Origin of the sequence: Sediminihabitans luteus, assembly GCF_002797595.1 — a bacterium.
In the GTDB taxonomy this organism is placed as follows: Bacteria; Actinomycetota; Actinomycetes; order Actinomycetales; family Cellulomonadaceae; genus Paraoerskovia; species Paraoerskovia lutea.
On sequence record NZ_PGFE01000003.1, the window covers coordinates 235,224 to 248,379 of the forward strand.

The 13,156-nt window shown below is 73.6% G+C and carries 10 protein-coding genes; 3 read left to right on the forward strand and 7 right to left on the reverse strand.

From position 1 onward, the window contains the following. Nucleotides 1–177: 177 nt before the first annotated feature. The 3 genes from CLV28_RS10730 (at nucleotide 178) to CLV28_RS10740 (ending at nucleotide 4,626) form a co-directional block, all read left to right on the forward strand. Complete coding sequence (locus CLV28_RS10730) at nucleotides 178–2,217, forward strand: ABC transporter ATP-binding protein (RefSeq protein WP_100423318.1); 2,040 nt, start codon at nucleotides 178–180, stop codon at nucleotides 2,215–2,217. After that, nucleotides 2,214–4,013, forward strand: coding sequence for an ABC transporter ATP-binding protein (locus tag CLV28_RS10735; RefSeq protein ID WP_100423319.1), 1,800 nt, complete (start codon nucleotides 2,214–2,216; stop codon nucleotides 4,011–4,013). The genes CLV28_RS10730 and CLV28_RS10735 overlap by 4 nt, the downstream gene beginning before the upstream one ends. A 118-nt stretch (nucleotides 4,014–4,131) precedes the next feature. Beyond that, on the forward strand, nucleotides 4,132–4,626 hold the full coding sequence (locus tag CLV28_RS10740; RefSeq protein ID WP_100423320.1) for an NUDIX hydrolase: 495 nt from the start codon (nucleotides 4,132–4,134) through the stop codon (nucleotides 4,624–4,626). A 151-nt stretch (nucleotides 4,627–4,777) separates the two neighbouring features. On the opposite strand, the gene CLV28_RS10745 is transcribed toward CLV28_RS10740, so the two are convergent. The 7 genes from CLV28_RS10745 to CLV28_RS10775 form a co-directional block, all read right to left on the reverse strand. Then, nucleotides 4,778–5,512, reverse strand: a complete 735-nt coding sequence (locus tag CLV28_RS10745) for a glutamine amidotransferase (protein ID WP_100423321.1) — start codon at nucleotides 5,510–5,512, stop codon at nucleotides 4,778–4,780. A gap of 175 nt (nucleotides 5,513–5,687) precedes the next feature. After that, nucleotides 5,688–6,797 carry an aspartate-semialdehyde dehydrogenase gene (locus tag CLV28_RS10750; RefSeq protein WP_100423322.1) on the reverse strand — a complete coding sequence of 370 codons (1,110 nt, stop codon included), beginning with the start codon at nucleotides 6,795–6,797 and terminating at the stop codon, nucleotides 5,688–5,690. Nucleotides 6,798–6,823: 26 nt separating this feature from the next. Then, a complete protein-coding gene (locus CLV28_RS10755) occupies nucleotides 6,824–8,101 on the reverse strand; it encodes an aspartate kinase (protein ID WP_100423323.1) in 1,278 nt (425 codons plus the stop codon). Nucleotides 8,102–8,259: 158 nt separating this feature from the next. Further along, nucleotides 8,260–9,039: a TSUP family transporter gene (locus tag CLV28_RS10760; protein WP_100423324.1), complete on the reverse strand. Its 780-nt coding sequence runs from the start codon at nucleotides 9,037–9,039 to the stop codon at nucleotides 8,260–8,262. Next, nucleotides 9,040–9,618 (reverse strand): DUF5063 domain-containing protein, encoded by a 579-nt coding sequence (locus CLV28_RS10765; RefSeq protein WP_100423325.1) that lies wholly within the window; start codon nucleotides 9,616–9,618, stop codon nucleotides 9,040–9,042. Beyond that, nucleotides 9,611–10,210, reverse strand: coding sequence for a recombination mediator RecR (gene recR, locus CLV28_RS10770; RefSeq protein ID WP_100423326.1), 600 nt, complete (start codon nucleotides 10,208–10,210; stop codon nucleotides 9,611–9,613). The genes CLV28_RS10765 and recR overlap by 8 nt, the downstream gene beginning before the upstream one ends. Before the next feature lie 52 nt (nucleotides 10,211–10,262). Continuing rightward, complete coding sequence (locus CLV28_RS10775) at nucleotides 10,263–13,115, reverse strand: DNA polymerase III subunit gamma and tau (RefSeq protein WP_100423469.1); 2,853 nt, start codon at nucleotides 13,113–13,115, stop codon at nucleotides 10,263–10,265. Nucleotides 13,116–13,156: the final 41 nt, after the last annotated feature.

A 13,156-nucleotide genomic window follows, 5' to 3' on the forward strand; every position in this document is an offset into this window, starting at 1 on the left:
CTGAATGACGAAGGGCCCGGACGCGGTCGCGTCCAAGGCCCTGTGCTGGCTCCGGTGGGGTTGGTTCAGGCGCGTGCCCGCTCGGCCCCACCAGGAGCCGGCGTAAAGCGCCAATACCAACGGATGTCCACGCGTCGAACCTAGCACGCGGACGGCGTCCGGCACCGGGCGTCCACGATGCGGCCAGTTCTTGCTCTTGCTCATTACCCGGGGCAACGACCGTGCGAGAATCGTCCGGTGCCTCCAGACCACCCGCGCACCACCGCCGCGCACACGCCACCGCCCGCCTCCGGGGCGATCCCCGCGCAGGAGCGCGACGCCTCGACGATCTCGACGCTGCGCCGCCTCCTGCCGTTCGTGCGCCCCGCGCGCACCCGGATCCTGCTCGGGGCGACGTCCGCCCTGCTCGCGAGCCTGTGCGCGCTCGCGATCCCGCGCGTGCTCGAGACGATCGTCGACGGCCCGCTCGCCCGCGGCGTCGCGAACCACGACACGCGCGGCCTGCTCGTCGGCGCGCTCGTGGTGCTCGCGTTCGGGCTGCTCGAGACCGCGTTCATCGCGGCCCGGCGGCGCCTGATCCTCGCGCCCTCGACCGAGGTCGAGAAGTCCATGCGCATGCGGCTGTTCACGCACCTGCAGGACCTCGAGGTCGGGTTCCACGACCGGTGGTCCGGCGGGCAGCTGCTCTCGCGCTCGATGAGCGACCTCGGCCTGCTGCGCCGGTGGATCGCGTTCGGCGTCGTGATGCTCGTGGTCGACGCGGTCACGCTCACGGTCGGCACCGTGCTGCTGCTCACGACCAACGTGTGGCTCGGTCTCGTCTACCTGTGCGGCGCGATCCCCGTGACCGTGCTCGCGTTCCGGTTCTCGCGCCGGTTCCGCAGCGTCGCGCGGCTCTCGCAGGACCAGGCGGGCGACCTCGCGACCACGGTCGAGGAGTCCGTGCACGGCATCCGCGTGCTCAAGGCGTTCGGGCGCGGGCGCGACGCCATGGCGGGCTTCACCCAGCGCGCCACGACCCTGCGCGAGACCGAGATCCGCAAGGCCCGGATCCTGTCGACCCTCCAGGGGTCGTTCACCGCGATCCCCGACGTCACGCTCGGCGTCGCCCTCGTGCTCGGCGTGTGGCTCGTCGCGCAGGGCGAGCTCGGCGTGGGCGCGCTCGCCGCGTTCTTCGCGACCACCGCGGTGCTCGCCGCGCCCGTGATCGACCTCGGCATGCTCCTGTCGATGACGCTCAACGCGCGCACCGCGCTCGAGCGGTACCTCGAGGTGCTCGACACGCCCGTGGCCGTGACCGACCCCGAGCACCCCGTGCCCCTGACGGACGTGCGCGGCGAGCTCGAGCTGCGCGGCGTGCGGTTCCGGTTCGGCGACGCCGACACCGACGTGCTCGACGGCGTCGACCTCGTCGTCCCGGCCGGGCGGCGGACGGCGCTCGTGGGCCTCACCGGCTCCGGCAAGTCGACCCTCGCGATGCTCGTGCCACGCCTCTACGACGTCACGGGCGGCCAGGTGCTGCTCGACGGCGTCGACGTGCGCGACGTGACGCGCGCCGACCTGCGCACGGTCGTCTCGGTCGCGTTCGAGGACTCGACCCTGTTCTCCGCGACCGTGCGCGAGAACGTCCTCCTCGGCGCGCCCGCGGGCGCCCACGACGGCCCCGCGGGCGACGCCGCGCTCGCCCAGGCGCTCGACGTCGCCCAGGCCGGGTTCGTGCACGACCTGCCCGACGGCGTCGAGACGACCATCGGCGAGGAGGGGCTCAGCCTCTCGGGCGGCCAGCGCCAACGCCTCGCCCTCGCGCGCGCGATCGCCGCCCGGCCCCGCGTGCTCGTGCTCGACGACCCGCTCTCGGCGCTCGACGTCGAGACCGAGGCCGCGATCCAGGCCCGCCTCGACACCGAGCTCGCCGGCATCACGACCCTCGTCGTCGCGCACCGACCCTCGACCGTCGCGCTCGCCGACCAGGTCGCCGTGCTCGAGGACGGGCGCATCACCGCGGTCGGCACGCACAGCGAGCTGCTCGCGACGCACGCGTCGTACCGGCACCTCATCTCGACGCTCGACGCCGAGCAGCAGGACGACGACGCGCGGCACACCGAGCCCGCCGGCGTCGTGCGCGGGACCGGGCCCGAGCGGCACGGCGACGACGACGGGACCGCGGCCGCGGCGTCCGACACCAGCACCAGCACCACCAGCGAGGGGGCACGATGAGCGCGACCGCGACCGAGGACCACGTCGACCTGGACCGCGCGCAGCACCTCGAGGCGCGCGGGCGCTCGCGCGCGCTGCTCGGCTCGCTGCTGCGCCCGCACAAGGCCAGGCTGACGCTCGGCGCCGCGCTCGTGATCGTCTCGACCGCGGGGCAGGTCGCCGGGCCGGCACTCGTGGCGATCGCGATCGACCGGGCCCTGCCCGCGCTCGTCGACGGCGACCGCACGCCGATCCTCACCATCGGCACCCTGTACGTGCTGCTCGCGATCGTCGCGGGCGTCACCTACGCCGCGTACGTGCGCACCGCCGCGCGGATCTCGCAGGCCGTGCTGCTCGACCTGCGCCGGCGCGTGTTCGCCCAGACGCAGCGGCTGAGCCTCGAGTTCCACGAGCGGTACACCTCGGGGCGTGTGATCTCGCGGCAGACGTCCGACCTCGAGGCGCTGCGCGAGCTGCTCGACTCGGGCCTGACCGGCATCGTCTCGGGCGTGCTGCTCATGCTGTTCACCGGGATCTCGCTGTTCGCGCTCGACTGGCAGACGGGCCTCGTGCTGTTCGTCGCGGTCGTGCCCGCCGCGATGCTCACGCGCTGGTACCAGAAGCGGTCCGCGCGCTACTACCGGGGCACGCGGACGACGTCCGCCCGGCTGATCGTCAGCTTCGTCGAGACCATGACCGGCATGCGCGCGGTGCAGGCGTTCCGCCGCGAGAAGGCCAACGAGAAGGCGTACGGCGACCTCGCCGAGGAGTACCGGCAGGCCAACACGCGGGCGTTCCTGCTCAACGGCACGTTCGACCCGGGGCTCGTGCTCATCGGCAACGTGACGCTGACCGTCGCGCTGCTCGTGGGCGGGCTACGGGTGCTCGACGGCTCGGTCGAGGTCGGCGTGCTGCTCGCGGCGCTGCTGTACACCAAGCGGTTCTTCGGGCCCGTGCACCAGCTCGGCGTCTTCTACAACGCGTTCCAGTCCGCGTCGGCCGCGCTCGAGAAGATCTCGGGGCTGCTCGCCGAGGAGACGACCGTCGCACCGCCCGCGCACCCCGTGCCGCTGCCGTCGCCGCGCGGCGAGCTGCGGTTCGACGGTGTCGAGTTCGCGTACGTGCCGGGCCGGCCCGTGCTCCCCCGCACCGACCTGACCATCCCCGCGGGGCAGACCGTCGCGCTCGTCGGCGCGACCGGCGCGGGCAAGTCGACGCTCGCGAAGCTCGTGACCCGGTTCTACGACGTCTCGACCGGGCGGCTCACGATCGACGGCGTCGACGTGCGCGAGGCCGACCCGACCGACCTGCGGCGCGCCGTCGTCATGGTCACCCAGGAGGCGTACCTGTTCTCCGGGACGGTGCGCGAGAACATCCTCATCGGCCGACCCGACGCGTCGTTCGAGGACGTCGAGGCCGCGGCCCGGGCCGTGGGCGCGCACGAGTTCGTGACGGCCATGCCCGACGGGTACGACACCGACGTCAACAAGCGCGGCGGTCGCGTCTCCGCCGGCCAGCGGCAGCTGCTGTCGTTCGCGCGCGCGTTCCTCGCCGACCCGGCGGTGCTCGTGCTCGACGAGGCGACGTCGTCGCTCGACATCCCGGGCGAGCGGCTCGTGCAGCACGGGCTGCGCACCCTGCTCGCCGACCGCACCGCGATCATCATCGCGCACCGGCTCTCGACCGTCGCCGACGCCGACCGCGTGCTCGTCATGGAGCACGGGCGCGTCGTCGAGGACGGCACGCCCGCCGAGCTCATCGCGGGCGACGGGCACTACGCGTCGCTGCACCGCGCCTGGCGCGACTCGCTGGTCTGACCTCTACCGGCTCTGCCCCCCCACGGCCGAACGCAACCTTGTGCACCGTCCTGGACGGTCCTGAGGTGCCGAACGTTGCGTTCGGCCGTGAACGTGGGCGGGGCCGTAGGCTCGGGGCATGCCGATCCCGCCGTACGTCGTCGCGATGCGGCAGCACGTGGGCACGGCCCTGCTGTGGCTCCCCGGCGTCACGGCCGTCGTGCTGTCGGACGACGGTCGCGTCCTTCTCGGCCGACGCGTCGACACCGGCGAGTGGGCCCTCGTCGCGGGACACCTCGACCCCGGCGAGGAACCTGCCGTCGGGGCGGCCCGCGAGGTGCTCGAGGAGACCGGCGTCGAGGTGAGCGTCGACCAGCTCGTCGCGGTCCTGACCACGCCGCCCGTGACGTACCCGAACGGCGACGTGTGCCAGTTCGTCGACCTCACGTTCCTGTGCCGGCCCGTCTCGGAGGCCTCGGCGGCCGGTGCGCACGTCGCCGACGAGTCGCTCGACGTCGCGTGGTTCGCGCTCGACGCGCTGCCCGCGGGGCTCTCGGACGGCAGCCGGGTGCGGCTGCGGCACGCCGTCGAGGCGGTCACCGAGCCCGAGCGCGGGCCGTACTTCGTGCGCTGAGCCGGGCGCGCGACGTCCGCCCGCAGCATGCCCGCCCCGCGCCGAGCACGGGGTTGGGCACCGCCGAACACGGGGTCGGGCACACGATCAGCAGCGCCGAGTGTGCCCAACCCCGTGCTCGGCGTCACGGGACGGCACGCGCCCGCGCCCGTCAGGCCCGGGCGTAGCGGCGCACGAACGCCGCCAGGATGCGCGACGGGACCGTGACGTCCTGCGTGCCGGCGTGCGCGATCACGGCGTCGGCCTCGTCGGGCGGGAAGTACCCGTGCTCGCGGTAGACCTCGATGCGCTGCGTGATCCCCTGCAGGTCGAGCTCGGGGTGGAACTGCGTCGCGTACAGGTTCTCGCGCACCCGGAACATCTGCACCGGGCACGTCGCGGACGTCGCGAGCAGCACCGCGTGCGCGGGCAGCGTGCGGCACGCCTCCTTGTGACCCACGTACGCCTGGAACGTCGGCGGGAGGCCCGCGAGCAGCGGGTCGTCGCGGCCGGCGTCGGTGACCTCGATGGTCACCGGCCCGACGTCCTCGCCGTAGGTCTCGTCGATCACGGCGCCCTCGTGCAGGCCGAGCGTCCCGACGCCGTAGCAGGCGCCGAGGAACGGCAGGTCACGGTCGACGATCTCGTCGAGCAGCGGTGCGAGGTCCTTCTCGACGCGCCGCTGCACCTCCGACTTGTCGTCCTCGGGGTCGGACGACGTGAACGGGCTCCCGCCGAGCAGCACCCCTGAGTAGTCGTCGAGGTCGAGCGCCGGGAGCGGCCCCGCCTCCATGCGCACGCGGTGCAGGTCCCGGGGCGCGAGCCCGCCGAAGCGTGCGAACGCCGCCGACTCGGCGTCGGCGGCGTCGTCCTCCGGGCGGGACGCGAGCAGCAGGAACGGCTTCATGGCTGCGAGCCTAGGCACGCGGCGTCGGCCACGCCCGTGGGCGGCCCCCACGGGCACGCTGCGGGCACCGCCAGCGGGGCACCGACCGCGAGATAGACGCGAGCGCGCCAGATAGAACGTGGGACGTTCGATCTCGCGCGCTCGGTTCTACCTCGCGGCAGAAGCAGGTCGGGCCTCAGACGTCGGCTGCCGCGTCCACCACGTCGAGGGTCGCGAGCTCCGCGAGGTCGGCCGCGACGAGCTCCGCGATCTGCACCGCGTTGAGCGCCGCGCCCTTGCGCAAGTTGTCGTTCGACACGAACAGCACGAGGCCGCGCCCGCCGGGCACCGACTGGTCCTGGCGCACGCGTCCCACGAACGACGGGTCCGCACCGGCCGCGGCAAGCGGCGTCGGCACGTCGGCCAGGGCGACCCCCGGGGCCGTGGCGAGCAGCTCGCGCGCACGGTCGGGCGTGATCGCAGCACCGAACTCGGCGTGGATCGCGAGCGAGTGCCCCGTGAACACGGGCACGCGCACGCACGTCCCCGCCACGGCGAGCTCGGGCAGCCCGAGGATCTTGCGCGACTCGTTGCGGAGCTTCTGCTCCTCGTCGGTCTCCTCCGACCCGTCGTCCACGAGCGACCCCGCGAGCGGGATCACGTTGAACGCGATCGGCGCGACGAACTTCGACGGCTCGGGGAGCGTCACGGCGGCGCCGTCCTCGACCAGGCCGAGCAGCTCCTGCCCCTGCGAGGCCTGGACCTGCGACGCGAGCTCGTTCGCGGCGGCGAGGCCGCCGCCCGAGACCGCCTGGTACGTCGCGACGACGAGGCGCTCGAGCCCCGCCTCGTCGGCGAGCGGCTTGAGCACGGGCATCGCGGCCATCGTGGTGCAGTTCGGGTTCGCGACGATCCCCTTGCCCGCCTCGCTGATCGCCTCGGGGTTGACCTCCGAGACGACGAGCGGCACCTCGGGGTCGAGGCGCCAGGCCGACGAGTTGTCGATCACGAGCGCGCCCGCCTCTGCGAAGCGCGGGGCCTCGACCTTGGACGTCGCGCCGCCCGCGGAGAACAGGGCGACGTCGATACCCTCGAGGTCCTCGGTCGCCGTCGCGGCGACGTCCTCGACGACCACGTCGTAGCCCGCGAAGGGCAGGGTCGTGCCGGCCGAGCGGGCCGACGCGAAGAAGCGGATGCTCGCGACGGGGAAGTCGCGCTCGACGAGCAGGCGACGCATCACGGCGCCGACCTGGCCGGTCGCGCCGACGACGGCGACGTTCACACCCTCGGGGTTGATCTCGGTCATGGTTCTCTCCTCCTGGTCCGGGGCCGTCAGCGGCCGGTGCCGGCGTACACGACGGCCTCGGCGTCCGCATCGAGGTCGAACGCGGTGTGCACCGCGCGCACGGCGTCGTCGAGCGAGTCGGCGCGCGTGACGACCGAGATGCGGATCTCCGAGGTGGAGATCATCTCGATGTTGATGTTCGCGTCGCGCAGCGCCCCGAAGAACTTCGCGGACACCCCCGGGTGGGACTTCATGCCCGCGCCCACGAGCGAGAGCTTGCCGATCTGGTCGTCGATCTGGAGCGACGCGAAACCGACCTCGACGCGCAGCGCGTCGAGCGCCGCGGTGCCGTCGGCGACCTGGTCGGCGGGCAGCGTGAACGAGATGTCGGTGAGCCCGGTCGCGGCGGCCGAGACGTTCTGCACGATCATGTCGATGTTGACGCCGGCACCCGCGACGGCCTCGAAGATCCGCGCGGCCATGCCGGGACGGTCGGGCACGCCGACGACGGTGATCTTGGCCTCGGAGCGGTCGTGCGCGACGCCGGAGATGATCGGGGCTTCCATGGGCTCTTCCTCACTGGTGTCGCTGGGGGTGTTCGTCACGAGCGTGCCGGGGTGCGTCGTGAAGGTCGAGCGCACGTGCACGGGCACGCCGTACCGGCGCGCGTACTCGACGCAGCGCAGCACGAGCACCTTGGCGCCCGACGCGGCCATCTCGAGCATCTCCTCGTACGAGATGCGGTCGATCTTGCGCGCCGTGGGCACGATGCGCGGGTCGGCGGTGAACACGCCGTCGACGTCGGTGTAGATCTCGCAGACGTCGGCACCGAGGCCCGCCGCGAGCGCGACGGCCGTGGTGTCGGAGCCGCCGCGGCCGAGCGTCGTGACGTCGCCCGCGTCGGGGTTGACGCCCTGGAACCCGGCGACGATCGCGACCGAGCCCTTCTCGACGGTCTCCCGGATGCGGTGCGGGACGACGTCGACGATGCGCGCCTTGCCGTGCACGGCGTCCGTGATGAGTCCCGCCTGCTGGCCCGTGAACGACTTCGCCTTGACGCCGAGGTTGTTGATGGCCATCGCGAGCAGCGACATCGAGATGCGCTCGCCTGCCGTCAGGAGGATGTCCATCTCGCGCTGGGGCGGGAGGGGGGTGATCTGCTGCGCGAGGTCGATGAGCTCGTCGGTCGTGTCGCCCATGGCCGAGACCACGGCCACGACGTCGTTCCCGGCCCGCTTCGCCTCGGCGATGCGCTTGGCCACCCGCTTGATGCTCGCGGCGTCGGACACCGACGATCCGCCGTACTTCTGCACGATGAGTGCCACTGTGATGCTCCGTCTGTCGCCGGCCTCCGTCTGTCTCAACGGCCCGCCGGGTGCGTGAAGGTCGTTCCATGATAGGCACGGGCGGACGCCGCAGCCGGGCGTGGTCCGGATCCTGACCACCCGCGTCCGGCCCTCGCCCTCGGAGCCCGCGCCCTCGATCAGAGCCCCGCGACGACCTCCCCGCCGAGCCGCACGATCAGCGCGCCCACGACCACGACGAACACGACCCGCACGAACCCGCTGCCGCGAGCGACCGCCATGCGTGCGCCGACGTACCCGCCGCACAGGTTCGCGGTGCCGACCACGAGCCCAAGGCCCCACAGCACCGCGCCGTACGGGACGAAGAACACGAGCGCGCCGAGGTTGGTCGCGAAGTTGACGATCTTCGCGAGCGCCGAGGCCGGCAGGAACGCGTAGCCGAGCACGCTCACGAGCGAGATCACGAGGAACGTCCCGGTGCCCGGGCCGAGCAGACCGTCGTACGCACCGATCACGAGCCCGATGCCCGCGGCGATCCACCGGTGTCCGTTGCCCTGCCAGCGCAGGTCGCTCGTCGCCCCGAGCGTCGGCTTCGCGATCGTGTAGGCCGCGACGGCGACGAGCACCACGAGGATGATCGGCGTGAAGAGCTCCTCGGGGATGGACGACGCGAGCGCCGCCCCGCCGATCGCCCCGACGAACGCGGTCGCGGCCATCGGCCCGGCGGTCGTCAGGTCGGGGCCGACCCGGCGGTAGTACGTGACCGCGGAGACCGACGTCCCCATGATCCCGGCGAGCTTGTTGGTCGCGAGCGCCTGCACGGGGCTGATGCCCGGCACGAGCAGGAGCGCGGGGAGCTGGACGAGCCCTCCCCCGCCCACGACGGCGTCGATCCACCCGGCGGTGAACCCTGCGAGCACGAGCAGCAGGATCGTCGAGACGTCGAGGTCGAGCGGCACCTACGCCTGCAGCGCGTCGTACTCGGCCTCGGCCGCGACGTCGTCGTCGACGTCGAGCCGGAAGTGCCCGAGCACCATCTGCAGCACGCGCAGCGCGCTCGCGCCGCGCTCGCCCCACAGCGACAGGTACGAGAACTGCCACCACCACAGCGCCTCGACGGTGCAGCCCGCGTCGTAGTGCTGCAGCCCCTTGGCGATGGCCTCGGCGACCGCGGCGACGTCGCCCGAGACCGACGCCTTGCCGACCTCGGCGCCGAGCACCGGGTCGACGATCTCGACGTACTCGTCGAGCGGCCCGAGCTGGAGCTCGAGCGCCTCGCGCAGCGGCTCGAGGTCGGTCTCGTCGCCCGCGTCCGGCTCGAACCGGTCGGGCGGGACGACGTCGACCATCGCGCCCAGGCGGGCGCCCGCGGCGAGGACGTCGGAGATCGCGAGGATGAGCAGCGAGATCGCGGCGTCGGGCGCGGCGCCCGAGGCGACGTCGGTGACGGTCGACAGGAACGTGCGGGCGTGGCCCGACGCGGCCTCGGCGACGGCGCGCAGGTCGGTCTGCGCCTGGTTCGTCGCGGTGTCAGCCACCGACCACCCTCCTGCCCTCGAACGCCCGACCGAGCGTGACCTCGTCGGCGTACTCCAAGTCTCCGCCCACGGGCAGGCCCGACGCGAGTCGAGTCACGCGCACGCCCATCGGGACGAGCAGGCGCGAGAGGTACGTCGCGGTCGCCTCGCCCTCGACGTTCGGGTCGGTCGCGATGATGATCTCCTCGACCGTCGCGTCCGCGAGCCGCGTCATGAGCTGGCTGATGCGCAGATCGTCCGGACCGACGTTCTCGATCGGGTTGATCGCGCCGCCGAGCACGTGGTACTTGCCGCGGAACTCGCGCGTGCGCTCGATCGCGACGACGTCCTTGGCCTCCTCGACCACGCAGATGACGGCCGTCGAGCGGCGCGGGTCGGCGCAGATGCGGCACAGCTCGGCCTCGGCGACGTTGCCGCACACGTCGCAGAACCGCACGCGCAGCTTCACCTCGGTCAGCGCGTCGGCGAGCCGCCGCACGTCGGACGAGTCCGCCGCGAGGAGGTGGAACGCGATGCGTTGCGCGCTCTTGGGCCCGACGCCGGGAAGGCGGCCGAGCTCGTCGATCAGGTCCTGGACTGCGCCTTCGTACACCCCGCAAGGGTACGGGTCGGCGCCGACATCGCGGGCAGCCGGGCGGCGCGCCTCACGCGTCGTCGACGATCTCCTCGATCACCTGTCCGCCGAGCAGCTTCTTGACGAGCGGCACGCCCACGAGCCCCGACGCCGCGAGGTCGGGGTCGTCGTCCGAGAAGTCCTCGTAGTCGGGCGCGCTCACCGGTGCCGGACGCCGCGTGGTGCCGTGCGCCGCGGCCCCGGCGTTCTGCCGGGCCTGGGCGATCGCGATCGCGGCGGCGGACTGCTTGACCGGCGGGCGGGCCGGTGCGGAGGAGGCCTCCGTGCCGGGCCCGTCCGTGCTGCCGGTGGCTCCGGCCGTCATGCCCGCGCCCGGTGCGCCACCGACGGCGGAACCGGCCGATGCACCGGAAGCAGCGCCTGCGGGCAGTGCACCCGCAGAGATCGCCCCCGCAGCCGTGGCATCGGCAGACATTGCCCCCGCAGGCAGGGCACCTACAGACGGCCCCGCAGACGTGGCACCTGCGGACGCTGCCCCGTCGGGTGCCGAACCCGCCGGGATCCCTGAGGACGCAGCACCCGCAGACGTGGAACCTGTGGACGCCGAACCTGTGGGCCTGGTGGCGGACGTTCCGGCGAGCCAGGCGGCGTCGGCCTCGTCGGCCGCGCTGCGGGCCGCTCGCTCGGGCTCCGGCTCGGGGTCACCCGCCTCGGGCGACGTCGCGCTGTTCTCGTGCGGAGCCCGCGCCTCGGGCTGCGGCGCGCTGACCTCGACGCGCACCGCCGCACCGATCGCGCGGCTCGCGGCGGACTGGAGCACGTCACGGCCGTGCAGCGAGTCGAGGCGGTCGAGCGCCGAGGCGTCGCGCAGCGCAAGCAGCACCGCGCCGTCGGCGAAGTCCCACGCGGCGTTGCCGCGCAGCACGAGCTCGATGCGGCTCTCGGTCGAGCGGACGTCGGCCATGAAGTCGGCCCACCGCTCGCGCAGCCGCTGCTTGACCTCGTCGGCGGGGATCGCGCGCGCGGGAGCCCCCTGGGCGGGCTCGCCCGCGGTCCGGCCGTCGGCCGGGGCCACGTCGTCGGGGACAGCGTCGTCGGGGGCCACGTCGTCGGGGACAGCGTCGTCGGGGGCCACGTCGTCGGGGGCCACGTCGACCAGCGGCTCGTCGACAGGCGGCTCGTCGTCCGGACCGTCACCGACGGGCGGCTCGCTGACCGGCGGCTCGTCCGAGTCCGACACCTCGCTGACGGGAGTCACGTCGTCGCCGGTCACGCCCGCGGAAGGATCGACGGACGTCGCGTCGTCCGGGAGCTCGTCAGCCGGGACCTGGTCGGTCGTGGCCTGATCGGTCGTGGCCTGATCGGTCGCGATCTCGTCAGCGCGGGACTCGTCAGCGCGGGCCCCGTCGACCGACGACTCACCGCGGGCGACGTCCCAAGCACGTTCCGGGTGACCGGTCCCCGCGTCGTCCGACACGCGCGCGACGGGCTGCGGGCCGCGCGCCGGCTCCGGTGTCTCCCCCGTCCCGGCAGCGGTCGCCGGGCCGGTGGACCGGGCGCGCGTGGCCTCGAGCGCGGCACGCGCAGCGGCGGCACCGCGCGCCGCGGCCTGCGGGTCGCGGCGGCCGGACTGCACGGGCTCGACCCGGGGGCCTCCCGCCGGTGCGCCGGGCACGGACGGCACCCCGACGGGTCCGGCGCCCGCGACGGTCGCGGTGCCCACGGGCACGGCAGATCCCGCAGGCGCGGCGGTCACCGGCGTACCTGACGCGAACCCGCGCTCGAGCTGGTCGACGCGCGCGGCGAGGCCGCCCGCGCCGTCCGCGGCCGGGACCAGGAGGCGCGCACACAGCAGCTCGAGGTGCAGGCGGGGCGAGGTCGCCCCCGCCATCTCGGTCAGGGCCGCGTTGGCGAGGTCGGCGGCGCGCGAGAGCTCGGCGAGGCCGAGCGCCGCGGCCTGGGTGCGCATGCGGTCGAGCTGGTCGGTGGGCACGTCGCGCAGCACCGCGTCGGCGGCGTCGCCCGAGACCGCGAGCACCACGAGGTCGCGCAGCCTCTCGAGGAGGTCCTCGACGAACCGGCGCGGCTCGTGACCGGTCGCGATCACGTGGTCGACGACCCGGAAGATCGCCGCGCCGTCGCGCGTCGCGAGCGCGTCGACCACGTCGTCGAGCAGCGTCGCGTGCGTGAACCCGAGCAGCGCGACCGCGCGCTCGTAGTCGACCTCGCCGTTCTCGGCGCCTGCGATGAGCTGGTCCATGACCGAGAGCGAGTCGCGCACCGAGCCGCCCCCCGCACGGGTCACGAGCGGGACCACGCCTGCGCCGATCGCGATGCCCTCGGCACCGCAGAGCTGCTCGAGGTAGGGCCCGAGCACGTCGGGCGGCACGAGCCGGAACGGGTAGTGGTGGGTACGCGACCGGATGGTCCCGATGACCTTGTCGGGCTCGGTCGTCGCGAAGATGAACTTGATGTGCGGCGGGGGCTCCTCGACGATCTTGAGCAGCGCGTTGAACCCCTGCGGCGTGACCATGTGGGCCTCGTCGAGGATGAAGATCTTGTACCGGTCGCGCGACGGCGCGAACGCCGCACGCTCGCGCAGGTCGCGCGCGTCGTCGACCCCGTTGTGCGAGGCCGCGTCGATCTCGACGACGTCGAGGCTGCCCGAGCCGCCGCGCGCGAGGTCGACGCACGAGTCGCACGTGCCGCACGGCGTGGGCGTGGGCCCCTCGGCGCAGTTGAGGCAGCGAGCGAGGATCCGCGCGGACGTCGTCTTGCCGCACCCGCGCGGGCCCGAGAACAGGTACGCGTGGTTGACGCGGCCCGAACGCAGCGCCTGCATGAGCGGGCCGGTCACGTGATCCTGCCCGATCATCTCGGCGAAGTCGTCGGGCCGGTAGCGGCGGTACAAAGCGGTGCTCACCCCGGCCACTCTAGACGGGTCCGCCCACACGGGGGCGTGCG